The organism is Vibrio sp. G-C-1 (genome assembly GCF_021728015.1).
Taxonomy (GTDB): Bacteria; Pseudomonadota; Gammaproteobacteria; order Enterobacterales; family Vibrionaceae; genus Vibrio; species Vibrio splendidus.
The window spans coordinates 123894-138367 of sequence record NZ_JAKKCR010000002.1 but is presented as its reverse complement, the minus strand read 5'-3'; the positions used below and the strand labels follow the sequence as shown (position 1 = coordinate 138367).

Genomic DNA, 14474 nt, shown 5'->3' with positions numbered 1-14474 from the left:
ATTTAACCAAACATGGTTTGCTTAAGCGGTACTTTCGCAGAGGAAGTGCCGTTTTTTTATCGATCAATTTGATGACTAAGACGGGGGAAGTACTGTCGCTATGGGGTTTTACAATGTAAATCGAAACCGCATGAACGAGGGAGGGTAAATGGAAGAAGAAGGATCTTGATGGCGTTTGATGTCAAAAAACGAAAGAGAAAAATGGCTATTTTTTGAACTTGGCGCTCACTTTTGTGATTAGCTCGGTGAATAGTGCAACCAAATTCGACATGATGTGTCAATTGTCAGTAACCACTAAAGACCTATAGGACAAAGGTATGCCTGATCTCTATTGCAAAGGATGTAAAAAAACAACACTACATAAGTCTATAATGAAACGTTGTGAATCTGAGCCCGAGACAACCTCTGGCCGTATGATGCAATGGACGTCAAAGCTATTTAGTGGAAACCTGTATTACGATATGGAAACTCAGCACTTCTGTCGAACGTGTAATTGTCGTTGTGAAACAGGAAGTACAGTTCCCCAAGTTGGAATGGCTTAACTTATAGTAAGTGCTTACCAACCTAGATAAAAAAACCTCCTTAATGGAGGTTTTTTCGTTTTTTATGCCGCTTTGAGTGCAAGTTTTGTGTCAATGGCGTTGCCATCAATCTTCACTTCCCATCCATAGTTCGAGTATTCACTTGCGAGTGCTTCAGCAACATCTTTTGATACTGTTACGTGTGTCCATGAGCCAATACCGTATGGTTTGTACGCGAGTTCTTGTGTCTTCATAATAGAGTTATCCTTTCTCTTTGATAATCCCATTATTCACTTTGGCCTATATCCTTTCTTTCGTTTCTGGCTCAACTTATTTGTTATCTGGGTCATTTCTATAATAATTTGTTAATAGTCAAAGATTGATTTATAAGGGGTCTTATCGTTCCATGTTGATTTATATTTGATGTGAATGCTAAAGGCATATTTAGTTTTTTAAATGTGTGAGCGAGGTTTTCTTCGATTGTTCGTGGTATGGAATATACTGAGCGGAATTTAGAATGTTTAAGGAATGTTATGTCTCAGCATCAACTCGATCGTATCGATAAAGAGATACTAAGAATTCTGCATATGAAAGGGCGTTTGCCTGTTGTTGAGTTGGCAAAGCAGGTCAACCTAACGACGTCCCCTTGTTCTGATAGATTGAAGCGATTGGAGAAAGAAGGCTATATAACGGGCTATCATGCCGAGCTCTGTTCAGAAAAGCTGGGACTCGATGTCCAGGTCTTTATCCATATTCGTCTCGACCAGACCAGCTTCTCGATTTTCGATAAATTCGCCCAAGCGGTTGAAATGATGCCTGAGGTGGAAGAGTGTTATTCGCTGTCGGGTGATTTTGACACCATGATCAAGGTTCGAGTGAAAGACATGAAGGCGTACCAAGCGTTTATGGCAACCAAGCTTGGTACACTGCCGGGCGTGATTCAGACTCGCAGCGAAGTGGTGATTGAAGAGCATAAGAAGGGCTTTGGTGTGAACCCTGAGCTATTAGCAACCCTAAAATAGCGGCCTGCTTTCGCCTTACCAAGGTGATTTAGATATAAAAAATGGAAGCTCGTGAGCTTCCATTTTTTATTGAGTGCCCGAGAAAAAGTCAATCAGATTAAGTTAGAGCAGTTAGAGCCGTTAGAGTGAGAACAGATAAACCGCTTACAGCGTAATTGCCGCAGAGATTAAGCCAATCACACCGCCAAACACACCGCCCCAAACCACTAGCCAACCAAGGTGCTTCTTGATCATGGCTTGAACCATCTCTTTAACCAGCTTTGGTGTCAGTTCATTCAAGCGCTGATCGATGATCGCTTCAATATTCTCTTTGATTTCATCCATCATTGCAGGCGATTCAAGTTCATCCTTGATGGCATTTTTTACAGAATCACTCTTGCTGATTTCAATCACAGACTCTTGCATCTTCTCCACGAATGGCGCTTTCATTGGCTCTAGTGCTTCAGTGCCGCCAACCATCGCTAACATGCCACCAAATTGTGAGTTCTCGATAACATGCACTAGTGAATCGAATGCAGGGTTGAAGTCGATCTTCTTAATCACGGGTTCTAGGTTGAGCGACTTACCGCTCATCTCGCTGCTTAGGAAGCGGTCGATATTACCTTCGGTAAAGAATTGTTCCATCATCAGTTGTTTAATAGCCGCCTTGAACTCTTCAAAACGAGCTGGAATAACGCCAGAACCGTATAAGCCGGGTACTTTTTCGAACAACATGTGAATCGCAAGCCAGTTGGTGATGGCACCAGAAAAGGCGAATAGGCCTGCATAAAGTAAGTATTGGTTTGCTGTCGCATAGCCGCCAGCAAGCAGTGCTAACGCGATTACGTTAGTTAAGACACTTTTGTTCATGGTTGATCTCTAGAAAGAATACTGCGCGCATTTTAAGAAAAAAACGCCAAGAAAAAAACAAAAGGATCGATGAAGTTTATGGGGCAGACGAAAATAGATGAGAAAGGGGCGAAGAATAACAGATATAAAAAAGGCTAGCCTCCCCCCGAAGTCTAGCCTTATTCCAGAACGCGCAAGCGAGGCGTCTTTGGTGTTAATGTCATTATATAATTACGACATAACATTCTGCCACGTGTAATTTACCATTAATTAACAAATTGGTGTGAATTACGCCGCACTTTTAAAGTAGCACATAAATTAAGCACTCGACGCTTGGTCAAGATTATCGGCAATGAAGCCTCCGGTCTGGTGATTCCACAATTGAGCATAGATGCCATTTTGTGTAATCAGCTCTTGGTGAGTGCCTTCTTCGACGATATTGCCTTGGTCGAGTACGATTAAGCGATCCATTGCTGCAATCGTCGATAAACGGTGTGCAATTGCAATCACGGTCTTGCCTTCCATCAACTCTATTAAGCTTTCTTGAATTGCGGCTTCTACTTCTGAATCAAGTGCTGATGTTGCTTCATCCAGAACCAACAGCGGTGCATTCTTCAGAAGTACGCGTGAGATAGCAACACGTTGACGCTGACCACCCGAAAGCTTAACGCCTCTCTCACCAACTTGAGCATCGTAACCAATGTTACCAAACGGGTCGGTGAGCGTTTCAATGAACTCGTGCGCGTGCGCTTGTTGGGTTGCGGCATACACTTCTTCATCTGTCGCGTCAGGTCGACCGTAAAGGATGTTCTCTTTGATTGAACGATGAAGCAGTGAGGTGTCTTGAGTCACCATGCCGATGTTGCTGCGCAGTGAGTCTTGGGTGACATCTGAGATCACTTGGTCATCAATCAGGATGCGGCCGCTTTCTACATCGTGGAAGCGCAGTAGCAAGTTAACCAAGGTTGATTTACCTGCACCTGAACGGCCAACCAAGCCGACTTTTTCACCCGGTTTGATGTTGAGGTTTAGGTTGTTAATTACACCCTTATTCTCGCCGTAGTTAAAGCTCACGTTATCGAAGTTGATGCCACCTTGTGGTACATCCAAAGGCTTAGCGTCTTTTTTGTCTTCAATAGCGATGGGCTTAGACAGCGTTTTAATGCCATCAATCACGGTGCCTAGGTTTTCAAACAAGCCACCAATTTCCCACATGATCCATTTCGACATACCGTTAATACGCAAAGCCAAGCTGACTGCGATGGCAATTGCACCAACAGTGATTGCGTTGTCTAGCCATAAGTAGATAGAGATGCCGGCAATACTGAACACCAACAAGTAGTTAGCGAACTCAACGCAGATGTTGAAGCCGGTCACTAAGCGCATTTGGCGATGGACGGTATCTAAGAAGCCTTCCATGCCTTCTTCGGCGTATTCTGTTTCTCTTTTGCTGTGTGAGAACAGTTTGACCGTTGCGATGTTGGTGTAGCTATCCACAATACGACCCGTCATCAACGAGCGAGCATCGGCTTGCTCAGAAGACACATCTTTGAGTTTCGGTACGAAGTGCAGCTGAATGCTGACGTAAATGAACAACCAAACCAGCATCGGAGCCATCAAGCGCCAATCTGATTCTGCGAGTATGAATAACATCGCCGTAAAGTAGACCGTCACATAGACGAACACATCGACCATTTTGGTCACGGTTTCACGTACTGCGAGCGAGGTTTGCATCACCTTGGTGGCGACACGTCCGGCAAAGTCATCTTGATAGAACGACAAGCTTTGCTTCAAAAGGTAGCGGTGCGCTAACCAACGAATCGACATTGGGTAGTTGCCCAGCAAAGTTTGGTGAAGCAATAGCGAGTAGACGCTGATCAAGATTGGCATCACGACCAACAGTAGAACGCCTAGCCCCATCAGTGTTGATTTATTATCAGCAAGGAAGGTTTCGGGATTGCTTGTTGATAGCCAGTCAACCAGTTGTCCCATGTAGCCGAACAGCGCGACTTCGATGATCGCGATGGTCATGCTCATCAACCCGAGCAAGATCAACGGCTTTTCGAAACCTCGAGTGTAATGGCGGCAGAATGCCAGTATTCCAGTAGGAGGTTGTATCGGCTCTCCTTTTGGAAAGGCTTCAGTAAAGCCTTCAAATTTCTTGTACATAGATTTCCCTTTATAAACTAGTGCATCTATAAGCGACTGCATCGTTGGTGCAGCTTTGTTTTTATAGTCTTGATTTGAAATTTTACCGTCTTAGTTTGAAATTATATAAGCGCCCATGGGTTCTTATAAGCATTGAGTCATTCGATGGGTGTTGTTCTAGCTCTTATCTAAGTACTTGGTTTAAGCGCTTAGCTTTAATTACTTAGCTTTAATCACTTGGTTTTAACGTTAAATGCTTAGTTTTAAAGTTAATTACTTAGTTTAAGTGACGAAGGAAAGATCCAAAGAGTGTCTTTCATGGCGCTTATTTTAGATTGAATTAGACAGGAAAAGTTAAGCTTATTTCAAACGTAATTGATGGTTATGCAACGATGATAATCCTAACGTTAAATGGATTGAATTGTAACCAAAACTCGTGGTGAGCGAGAAAATGAAATCGGAATATTTATCCATAAAGCGCCTTAACGAATATGCATACAGTTGGTTCTTTCTGATGTGCTGTTATCTTGCAGTAAAAATTACCGATTAATCTAAGATCTGCAGTGATTGTTTGGGATAAATATTCAAATCATTATTATTTTCAGTGAATCTTGTTGTAACAAGTTGTTTACAATTCTGAGGTAAATAAAAGATAGGGACGGTTGAGATGTTAAACCTACACAAAAAATCACTTCATATTACTAATGTTCAAAATGCCAATTGCGTTGTTATGGTTCCGCCAAAAGAGTTTCGATTTAACGAAGAAACAGCACGTGATAACGAGTTTCAGCACAGAGTCAATCTGACCGAAGCTGAGGTGAAGCTAGAAACGATGGCCGAATTTAAGGCTATGGTGGCTTCGTTGCGTAAAGAAGGTGTGCAAGTTGTAGAGTTTGATTACCCAGAATTGGGTGTCGAAACCCCTGACGCAGTGTTCCCAAACAACTGGTTCAGTACTTGTAGTGATGGAAGTTTATTCACTTTCCCTATGGCCTGTGAAAACCGTCAGCATGAAGTTAAGCCTACTGCTCTGATTGAAGTGTTGGAAGCGTCAGGTCGCATTGTTAACCACAGTGAGTCTATGGAGTCGTACGTTGCTCAAGGTTCTTATCTAGAGAGCACCGGTGTGATGGTTATCGATCACATCAATAAGACGATCTATGCTGCGCTTTCTCAGCGTTGCGACCGTGAAGTACTAGAAGATTATGCGAAGCGTATTGGTTATTCTCGCGTGGTTTCGTTCCAAACGGCATTACCGTCTGGTCAGCCGATTTATCACACCAATGTGATGATGGCGATTGGTGATAACTTCTGCGTGATCTGTGATGAAGTGATTCCTGAGTTTGAACGCCGCTTTGTGGTGAAATCTCTTGCCAAAGACAAGCAAGTTATCTCGATCTCGATCGATCAGATGAACCGATTCTGCGGCAACATTCTGCAATTGGAAACCGTGAATGGCGATAAGGTAATCGCGATGTCTCAGTCGGCTTACGATGCATTTTCTCCAGCTCAATTAGCTCAGCTTTCGACACACGGAAAGCTGCTGCCATTTAACGTGAAAACGATTGAAGACATTGGTGGTGGTTCGGTGCGATGCATGTTGGGTGAGGTGTTTTTACCAACGCGAGTGAATCGTCTGTAACAAGCATAGAAAGTATAACAAGCACTCACTTCCAGCATTGAATTTTTGAATACCACTCTCATCGCAGAGTGGTATTTTTGTTTTTATCTATCTTTGTATCGGTCTACCAGAAGTAAGAAAACAGCAATAAGAGAACCAGAGCTAGATACACGAGCTAACGCGCACAAAAGTTAACGGAAAACAGCTAACGCAAAAGCTATGAAGCGTCCTTAAAAGCTCTGTGTTCGATGAATTGAGCCGACAGTGCCACGACTTCCTTGGAGTAGACAAGCGCCGTGTGGTTGAGTTTGAGAGCGTAAGTATCCGTTGCCCCTCTCAGGTTTGCGTCTTCGAGTGTTACCGTGCCATCGCCCGGATTTTTTCCGAGTACAATACGTCCAACTCCGGCGTCGTAAGTGCCTGTAATCACGCCAATCGGCACATCAATATCGTAGTCACCCAAGCCATCGCTTAAGATCATTTTGCTCGAACCAAATATAAATCCAAGCCCATGATTCGACAGTGTTTTGGCGATGGTTGCCCCATTGTGCGGTGTGCCTGCGGTAATAATACAGGTGTCTGCAAAGTCGGGTTGGTAGAACTTAAAGTAGTGGCGAATCAGCAAGCCACCCAGTGAGTGACCAAAAAAGTAGACTTCATCATATTCATCGAAACGGGCATTAATGAAACGATTGAGACGTTTAGCGGCCGAAGGGAAGCGCAGCGAGTTGTAGGCAAACTTGTGGGTAGTAAAGCCGCGTTTTTTGAAGTTTCTATCCAGATATTGCATGATCAACGCAGGCATATATAGACCATGAATTAAAACTATATGTTTGTTTTTATTATTCATTTTTGTCCTCCGTCTGATGATATCCCCAGTATATTTAGTCGCAAATCTAAACTCAATAAAACTTGCCACTAATGGGACACAAAAGACAGAGGTGTACGTTATAAACAGGACGTTTGTTATAGATAGAGCGTTCGTTATAGAAAGAATGCGCGTTATAGACAAAGAGTGCTTGATGGACAAAAGGTGGGTTAGTCCGATCTCACTCCACCATAAACATCTATGGTTAAGCCGCCTTGTTTAGCGTAAGTATTGGGTGTTAGACCGATGGTTTTCTTTAGGTAACGAATCAGGTGCGGTTGGTCGCTAAACCCAAATTGAAAGGCGACGTCCATCCAGTCGATGTCATCCAAATTTCGCTTATACAAGTATTCCAACATCGCTTCGAGTTTGTTCATCGATTGGCACTGTTTTAATGTCAGCCCAGTTACCTTGTTGAAGCTTCTTTCCAATGTTCTTTGCGAGCAAAACAGCTTGTCGCCAAGCTCTGCAATCGGTGTCGAACCAAGCACAGCCAACACCTTACGTGTGAGTTCGCTGTGCCTATCCGTTTTACCTGTCGATATCCAAGGACGTAGCAAATCATCTAACTGCTGACAGCAGGCCTCAACATCAGTTTGAGCGAGTTTGATCAGTAGCGTTGCATCGGCGTTTGGGTTGTTTAGTAAACCTGCGAGATCGACTGGACTAACACTGTCTAAGCTAGGGTGAGGACTATCTGGGATAGCCAATGAATACAAGGCACCGACATGGAATTTGATGCCCAAGTGAATAAATGGCCGCGAGTGGTCCAATTCGATGGCTTTATGGTGTGGCAGCAGTAGATGGCAACCAACGCCTTGATCGACCTGTTGCTCAATCGTGTAGTGATATGCCTGCTCGCTTGGCGATAAGATCAGGTGTGCCGATGGATCGGGATTGAGTATCGGAAATTGATGAGTTTGAGCGTCGGGCGTCTTTTCAATTAGCCAGTAGCAATCAATGAACTGAGCAACTACAGGGGACTTTGGAGACTGTAACCAATTGATCATTAGACCTTCTATTTCAGATGACTGTCACCTCCAACTATATGTGGATATCGTTGGAGGTGACAGTTTTTATCAGTATCTATTGTTAGAACTTAGTCTTGATGTTTGTTAATCCGAATCAAGGCTAATCAGCTTCCTTTAATTCGCTAAAATCAAACTGCAAGATACGATGCTTTGATGATAACCCAGCGCGTGTGATGGCCTTTTGTGCGCCAATATTACTGCTTTCCGTAGAGCACATAGCTTCTAATCCTTGGCTATTAGCGTGTTGCTTTAGAAAGTGAATAACACGCGTCGCTAAGCCTTTACCGCGTTCTTCTTGTGCGACAATCATACCTAGGTCGGCAAACTGTATTTGATGCTCATCGAACTTACGGCACTCTCCAGTAGCGAGAATGTCGTCACTTTCCCAGTAGCCCCATAGCTCTTGACGGGCAATCAAATTACCGTAGTAACCGGTGAGCCACTCTTTTGGCGCGCCAATCGCTGATGAGGCAAACTTAACGAACTGATCCAGTTGTTCTTCTGTCGCGAGGCTCATCTCTATCTCTTCAATACGGTCTGAATGACAATCAGATCTGGCTTGAGAGTTTTGGCGGTACATCATCGCATTCACTTTAAATGACTCTGTGTTGTCGACACACAGTGATAAATATTGTGGTTCAGCGGTGCTCACGAATGCGCCTTTCACCTTACCAATCACAGAGCTGTTGTTCTCTACGATTAAGGGGAACAAGTCTTCAATATGAGTACTGGCTGTTGGTGCTAGGTAGAACTGAAGTAAGTAGCCTTCGCCATTCAATACGCAATAACCGACAAGATTACCGTTTTCGTAAAAACCAAAATGGTCAGACATTGGCACAAAGCCCAAGTGCCACATGCCATCGAGTGGCGCTGTTGACTCAGCAAAGTAAGCCGTTTTAAATTCGTTTAAGTCGCTAAGTGTTGAGATTTTTTTGATGTCTAACATCGCTTGAATTCCTGCTGTCTTGATTCGGTAGAGTGCGTGGTCGTCATCTTGTTCTCAGGTACGTCAATTGACGATGAGATAATTGATTAGCTGAGCCACGTTTCAATAACTGCAATTGTAGGCGACGGCTTGAGGCCGGTATTGAATAAAAACGACAGTTTTGAAAGGTGTGTAGGTGTTAACAGAAGAGCTGATGTTAATTGAAAGAGGGCAAGATATTTTGCCCTCTGCTGAACTTATTGATTGGGACGTTGAATAGGGCGCATTACTTTCCTGAGTCTTCAGCTTTGATGAGTTTTGTATCGACAGTTTCACTCTTTAACTCAGGCTCAACTAATACCTTTATCACGCCTTTTTGTAGGATCAGGTTATTAGGGTAGGTGATGATGTTGCCCGAACTGTGTCGAAGAATAACGTGGAACATGGTGATATCGATGATCACACCGCTGATGTCTTCGTCTTTCTCCGCGACTCTTACTCTGTCGCCAATGCGATAAGGGAATACGAAAAATATTAGTACACTGGCTGTGAGGTTACTTAGAATCGACCATTGCGCGAATAAAGCGACACCCAGCACCGCAAATATGGATGATAAAAACAGCGAAATATCACCAAAACCCAAGTTAAGAACAATCGTAAACACAGCGATGAAGAGTAGAAACAGAACGATATTGAAACACTTAATCACGAACTGCTTTCGCTTCAATTCGACGCGCTTATTTTCCGCTAATGTTTCTATCCAGTTTTTCCCCAAGCGTTTTATCACCCAATAAACAGTGATAAGAAGTAAACCTAAACCCACTTGTTTAAGCCACATATTGGATTGCAAAAACTCAACCATTAAATAAACCTCAATTTTTTCAAAATAATGACCTCTGCCGCTATGACCACGAGCAGCCCAACGCAAAATAGTGGGAATGCTATTGGGTTATCTGTTCCGGGTATCCCAGCGATATTGACCCCCAGTAAACCGGTGAAAAACCCAGCAGGGAGGAAAATACCTGCAATGATAGAAAATAGGTACGTATTTCTATTCATTTTTTCAGCTTGTTGCTGACTTAGGCTCGCTAAAAATACATTAATTTGTTCGATGTAAAACTCAACAGACTCATTAATTCTCAGGATGGTATCAAGGCTGTTCTTTATATGACTGTTGTGCTTACTCAATGGTGCAGGCAGGTCACTCATTAAATCCTCAAAAACGTATTTCTGTGGCTTCAAATAGCGCCTTAGTCTAAGTAGCCTTGAATGCAGAGCGTTAATGGTTCTTATGTCGATATTGGATGTAGATTCTAACTCGTCAATTAAGAGTTCGACGGGTACTAGGAAGGTTGAAATACTGTGGTTGATTCCACGTATCATGCCCAGTAATACATCAGGTAATGATGTCGGGCCTTGGTTTTGTTTGAGATCAGATATCAGATTACTGACCGCTTTTGAAGGAACTTTGCGTGTCGATATTAAAGTGCCTTTGTACCATAAGATGCGTAGGCTAAGCATGTCGTCAGGGTTAGCACCTTCGTTTAGATTAATACCTCGCAGAATCATCAAAAAACAGTCGTGGCCAAACTGTTCGAACCGAGGACGGGTGTCATCGGTGAGTAATGAATCGATGATGGCATTTGGAACCGTATTACTGTGGAGCCATTCTCTCAAACCGTCAGCATCTCTTTGGCAGTGATACCAAGTTGATTGCTCGAATGAGGCTGGGCTGGTGGTGTGTTCATGTGCCACACCCTCAGAAAAAAGCCAGCTTGAAATTATGAAAGCGTCCATTCATTTGTCCTTAATGATATGACGTAAACATTGATATTGCGGCGCCATTCAGGTGCCGTATTGAACTGAGCTTAATCGTGGTAAGTTCAATGAGCGATGTGAGTGAGATAAAGTCTAATAAGACTAGTTGGTCTTTGGAGCACGCCGGACTCTTCCATTATTGTGTCTATTAAATGTAGCTCATTGTTTCATCGTTATAAATTAGCACTCTGGCTCCATGTTAGCGACGAAAAAAAAGAAAAGACCGAGGTCTTTTCTTTTTAGGAGAAGTTGAGGAGAGCTTGTTCAGGCAACTCGAGTTTTCCGATGGTTTACATAAGCAAAAGCACTACCGACACGCAGAAAAAATGTCTTGGTTCTCTCGATATTCTTTGGTTTGTACATCCATCAAGCCAAGTAAGGAGTCGAACAGATTATCTTGGGAGAAGCTCTGTTCTTTGCCTGCCTTTCTTAAGCAGGTCTGGTTTATCCCTTTCTGCTCGGCGAAACCATCAGACATCCATAGGATCATAGGCACATGGGTTTGCTCTTTCGGTGCCAATGAATAAGGCATGCCGTGTAAGTAGATGCCATTTTCTCCCAATGATTCTCCGTGATCGGAAATGTACATCAGCGCGACATTGTACTTATCGGTGAGTTTCTCTAGTTTCTGAATAGCCTGTGATAGAAAGAAATCTGTGTACAAGATGGTGTTGTCGTAGGTGTTGACCACTTGCTCTTTGGTGCAGTTTTCGATATCAGAACGTGGGCAGTCTGGTACAAACTTCTTATGATCTTCTGGGTATCGCTCAAAGTAAGTTGGGCCGTGAGATCCGGAGATATGATAGAAAATGATGCTATCTTGTTTAAGATCTTGAGTATCTTGTTCGAAGTTCTCTAGCATGGCTGTGTCATAGCACACATCTTTATTACACAGCGGGTCGCTGTCTTTGGCGACGAGAGTCATCTCTTTGATTCGATGTGCGACCGCCTTGTCTCCACCATCGTGCTCTCGCCAGATAGAGTGAATGCCCGCGCGGTTCATAATGTCGACCACGTTATCTTGGTTGTAGGCTTTGTCGCGATCGTAGTTGCTGCGGTTCATGTTAGAAAACATACACGGCACAGAAACCGCAGTGGCTGTTCCGCATGACTGAACATCAGAGAAAAAAATCGGATTATAGGGTTTGGTATGAGCATTGGTTTCTTTCTCATAGCCATAATATTGGTAGTTATATACACGTGCTGTTTCACCAAGAACAAACACCAATAAGGTTGGTTTTTCAGCTTGTTTAGCTTCTGGTTTTAGCTGCGCATCTAAGCCGATTTCTTGGTAAGGAATCGGTTCTTTGATGTAAGTATTGTTGATGTATTTTGCGGTTGAAGCGACGTATTCGGTCGGAATGATCATCTTTTTAAGATGAGAGTTATTACGACCAATCGACACATAATCTTTGTAAAACAGTCCAGCAATAATCGCTATGACAATCAACGAAGAGAGCAATCCAATCGCCTTCCAAATAGCAAAATCTTTCCAAGATTCTCTTTCAAGATCCGTAAATAATAGCAGCAGTGACGGGACTCCTCCCATCAGAACAAACCATAAAATAGAATAGCTGCTTAGGTAGCTAGCGGCTTCTCCGCTGTTGGTTTCGAAGACGTTTTCTATCATTCCATAGTCTACAAAAATGCCGTAGTTGAACATGCTGTAGCTGACTAAAGAGGAAGTAAGTAGTAACAAGATAAAAAAAGCTTTGGCGAATATCGGCCAGTTGAATACTTGAAAGATAAAGTTGAATGCGGCGAGAAAGAAAAATGGGATCGAGATGATAAACCCAATACTTTCGGCTTGTGAGGCACTAAGAATATTGAACAGTTCGCGTGAGATAGGCAAGTTAATGACAAGCAGGTAATACACTGCCAAAACGAAAGGGAGTTTGTTTATCGACATGTTTAAGCGTGGTAGATTCATAGGTATTGTTTTCCTGTGTCACTTATCCCTTTATTTTAGTCTCGCTACCAAGAAAGCTCTAATATCATTGCATAAAGCTCAAATAGAAGGCGCTGAGCGATAAACTGGCTAAAGTGAAATGACGCTAAGGTGTGTAGATACAAAAAATTCACTTTACTGAGAGACCTTCATGACAAGGTGGAACAGCAAAGTGAATTAGTATGTTCAGCTTATTCTATGTGGTTCAATCACATTAGAAGTTGTATGAGCCACCGAAGCTAATGCTGCTGAATGCTAGTGTTTTGTCTTCTTTCTTAAAGCCGTAGTCGTTTTCAACACTCACTGCGTCTGCTTGTGAAATTAGACGTAGTGTTAGATGCTCGATTGGCGTGTATTCAACACCAACACCAAAGTGGAAACCAGTACCGCTGTCATCAGCGTAACCAGCACTCTTATTTGCGTTTAGGTCAACAGAGCTTAAACCAGCCAAAACGAATGGGCGGATTGTGTTGTCGAATGTGTAACCAAGATTTGCTGACAAAGACACAGATGTTGGAGACAGTTTTGTAGTCCCTTTTTTGTAGTCTGCGTAGTCGTTGTAGCCAAGTTCAACACCAACGATACGGTTGAATTGGTAGCCGCCGTATAGGTTGTAGCCCATGCCATCTGAATCTAAGCTACCTTGACCGTCTGTATCAGAATCTTGGTATATGCCAAGACCGCCACCAATGTAAGCACCGCCGTCAGTACCTGCTGCTAAAGCTGGAAGAGAAACTGCGCTGATTAAACTCAGTGCTAATGCTGATTTTGTTATCTTGTTCATCTTTGTTACTCACTCTGTCATGTCTTCAAATGTGATTGTCGGTCACTGTCGATTTTTAATCGTTATTGGTTTTAGGTCTCTCGACCGTTGTTGACAATTATCCCTGAGTCTTTTGCTCATTACTGTATGGCTTTGTAAGTTGAATCGTTACATAGATACAAAAAATTCACTTTACTGTGCTGCCTTATCACAGGGCAGAGTAGCAAAGTGAATTGGAGCTACTTACTTACGACTTAGTCGTTTGGGGAGAATATTAGAAGTCGTATGAACCACCGAAGCTCACACTGTTGAACGCCAGCGTATGGTCATCAGTTTTGAATGAACTATTATTTCCAATGTAGTAATCATCTACACTAACCGCATCAGCTTGCGAAATTAGGCGAAGTGTTAAGTGCTCAACTGGTGTGTATTCAACACCAACACCAAAGTGGAAGCCGGTGCCGCTATCATCATTGTAGCCAGCGCCGCTATTCGCATTGAGGTCGACTGAGCTTAAACCTGCTAGTACAAATGGGCGAATGGTGTTGTCGAACGTGTAACCGACATTTGCTGATACAGAGATAGACGTTGGTGAAAGCTTGTCTGTGCTGTTCTTGTAATCTGCATAGTCGTTGTAGCCAAGTTCCACACCAACGATACGGTTGAATTGGTAACCGCCGTATAGGTTGTAGCCCATGCCGTCTGAATCCAGACTTGGTGCTCCATCCGTATCGGAACCTTGATAGGCACTAAGTCCGCCACCTACGTATGCGCCACCATCGATACCTGCTGCAAAAGTTGGAAGTGAAACTAAACCGATTAAGCCGAGTGCTAATGCTGATTTTTTCATGATAATACCTTGTTTACTCATCCTGTGATGCAAATCACGGTATCGCTGATGATTGATTTATAAAACCCTCACAAATGAAACCTATTTTTTCATTGATAACGTGATTACCTGCGCCCCTTGATTTATCAAGA

Annotated in this window: 14 protein-coding genes; 3 read left to right on the top strand and 11 right to left on the bottom strand. The window is 43.1% G+C overall.

All coding sequences use genetic code 11. From position 1 onward, the window contains the following. The first annotated feature begins 317 nt into the window (after positions 1-317). A complete protein-coding gene (locus tag L3V36_RS03755) occupies positions 318-542 on the top strand; it encodes a hypothetical protein (RefSeq protein ID WP_004732530.1) in 225 nt (74 codons plus the stop codon). A 62-nt stretch (positions 543-604) separates the two neighbouring features. Here the strand turns inward: L3V36_RS03755 and L3V36_RS03750 are convergent, their stop codons facing one another. Next, positions 605-775, bottom strand: a complete 171-nt coding sequence (locus L3V36_RS03750; RefSeq protein WP_017078425.1) for a hypothetical protein — start codon at positions 773-775, stop codon at positions 605-607. Positions 776-1054: 279 nt separating this feature from the next. Here L3V36_RS03750 and L3V36_RS03745 point away from each other — a divergent pair, with 279 nt between their 5' ends. Beyond that, positions 1055-1543 (top strand): Lrp/AsnC ligand binding domain-containing protein, encoded by a 489-nt coding sequence (locus L3V36_RS03745; RefSeq protein ID WP_004732526.1) that lies wholly within the window; start codon positions 1055-1057, stop codon positions 1541-1543. A gap of 144 nt (positions 1544-1687) precedes the next feature. Here L3V36_RS03745 and L3V36_RS03740 read toward each other — a convergent pair whose 3' ends face one another. Beyond that, a complete protein-coding gene (locus L3V36_RS03740; RefSeq protein ID WP_004732525.1) occupies positions 1688-2392 on the bottom strand; it encodes a hypothetical protein in 705 nt (234 codons plus the stop codon). Positions 2393-2689: 297 nt separating this feature from the next. After that, a complete protein-coding gene (locus tag L3V36_RS03735; protein WP_017078427.1) occupies positions 2690-4540 on the bottom strand; it encodes an ABC transporter ATP-binding protein in 1851 nt (616 codons plus the stop codon). Positions 4541-5186: 646 nt separating this feature from the next. Between L3V36_RS03735 and L3V36_RS03730 the strand changes: the two genes are divergently transcribed. Further along, positions 5187-6161, top strand: a complete 975-nt coding sequence (locus L3V36_RS03730; RefSeq protein WP_004732521.1) for an arginine deiminase-related protein — start codon at positions 5187-5189, stop codon at positions 6159-6161. 196 nt (positions 6162-6357) lie between these two features. On the opposite strand, the gene L3V36_RS03725 is transcribed toward L3V36_RS03730, so the two are convergent. From L3V36_RS03725 to L3V36_RS03690, 8 genes are all read right to left on the bottom strand, one after another. After that, complete coding sequence (locus L3V36_RS03725; protein ID WP_004732520.1) at positions 6358-6990, bottom strand: acetyltransferase; 633 nt, start codon at positions 6988-6990, stop codon at positions 6358-6360. A 188-nt stretch (positions 6991-7178) separates the two neighbouring features. Continuing rightward, positions 7179-8018, bottom strand: a complete 840-nt coding sequence (locus L3V36_RS03720; protein ID WP_102447310.1) for an AraC family transcriptional regulator — start codon at positions 8016-8018, stop codon at positions 7179-7181. A 121-nt stretch (positions 8019-8139) separates the two neighbouring features. Continuing rightward, positions 8140-8985, bottom strand: coding sequence for a GNAT family N-acetyltransferase (locus L3V36_RS03715; protein WP_102447309.1), 846 nt, complete (start codon positions 8983-8985; stop codon positions 8140-8142). A gap of 265 nt (positions 8986-9250) precedes the next feature. Beyond that, the gene (locus L3V36_RS03710) at positions 9251-9826 is read right to left on the bottom strand and encodes a mechanosensitive ion channel family protein (RefSeq protein WP_017078430.1); all 576 of its coding nucleotides are present in this window, start codon (positions 9824-9826) and stop codon (positions 9251-9253) included. After that, positions 9826-10761 carry a CorA family divalent cation transporter gene (locus L3V36_RS03705; protein ID WP_102447308.1) on the bottom strand — a complete coding sequence of 312 codons (936 nt, stop codon included), beginning with the start codon at positions 10759-10761 and terminating at the stop codon, positions 9826-9828. The genes L3V36_RS03710 and L3V36_RS03705 overlap by 1 nt, the downstream gene beginning before the upstream one ends. A 328-nt stretch (positions 10762-11089) precedes the next feature. After that, positions 11090-12712 carry a phosphoethanolamine--lipid A transferase gene (locus L3V36_RS03700; protein ID WP_102447307.1) on the bottom strand — a complete coding sequence of 541 codons (1623 nt, stop codon included), beginning with the start codon at positions 12710-12712 and terminating at the stop codon, positions 11090-11092. Positions 12713-12944: 232 nt separating this feature from the next. Next, on the bottom strand, positions 12945-13514 hold the full coding sequence (locus L3V36_RS03695; protein WP_102447306.1) for a porin family protein: 570 nt from the start codon (positions 13512-13514) through the stop codon (positions 12945-12947). Positions 13515-13767: 253 nt separating this feature from the next. Next, entirely contained in the window at positions 13768-14364 is a 597-nt protein-coding gene (locus tag L3V36_RS03690; protein ID WP_017081334.1) for a porin family protein, read from the bottom strand. Positions 14365-14474: the final 110 nt, after the last annotated feature.

Coding starts and splice junctions, on each gene's coding strand:
- L3V36_RS03710 (WP_017078430.1), bottom strand. CDS start 9,826: ATGGTTGAGTTTTTGCAATCCAATATGTGGCTTAAACAAGTGGGTTTA.
- L3V36_RS03695 (WP_102447306.1), bottom strand. CDS start 13,514: ATGAACAAGATAACAAAATCAGCATTAGCACTGAGTTTAATCAGCGCA.
- L3V36_RS03730 (WP_004732521.1), top strand. CDS start 5,187: ATGTTAAACCTACACAAAAAATCACTTCATATTACTAATGTTCAAAAT.
- L3V36_RS03725 (WP_004732520.1), bottom strand. CDS start 6,990: ATGAATAATAAAAACAAACATATAGTTTTAATTCATGGTCTATATATG.
- L3V36_RS03720 (WP_102447310.1), bottom strand. CDS start 8,018: ATGATCAATTGGTTACAGTCTCCAAAGTCCCCTGTAGTTGCTCAGTTC.
- L3V36_RS03755 (WP_004732530.1), top strand. CDS start 318: ATGCCTGATCTCTATTGCAAAGGATGTAAAAAAACAACACTACATAAG.
- L3V36_RS03750 (WP_017078425.1), bottom strand. CDS start 775: ATGAAGACACAAGAACTCGCGTACAAACCATACGGTATTGGCTCATGG.
- L3V36_RS03705 (WP_102447308.1), bottom strand. CDS start 10,761: ATGGACGCTTTCATAATTTCAAGCTGGCTTTTTTCTGAGGGTGTGGCA.
- L3V36_RS03740 (WP_004732525.1), bottom strand. CDS start 2,392: ATGAACAAAAGTGTCTTAACTAACGTAATCGCGTTAGCACTGCTTGCT.
- L3V36_RS03715 (WP_102447309.1), bottom strand. CDS start 8,985: ATGTTAGACATCAAAAAAATCTCAACACTTAGCGACTTAAACGAATTT.
- L3V36_RS03700 (WP_102447307.1), bottom strand. CDS start 12,712: ATGAATCTACCACGCTTAAACATGTCGATAAACAAACTCCCTTTCGTT.
- L3V36_RS03690 (WP_017081334.1), bottom strand. CDS start 14,364: ATGAGTAAACAAGGTATTATCATGAAAAAATCAGCATTAGCACTCGGC.
- L3V36_RS03735 (WP_017078427.1), bottom strand. CDS start 4,540: ATGTACAAGAAATTTGAAGGCTTTACTGAAGCCTTTCCAAAAGGAGAG.
- L3V36_RS03745 (WP_004732526.1), top strand. CDS start 1,055: ATGTCTCAGCATCAACTCGATCGTATCGATAAAGAGATACTAAGAATT.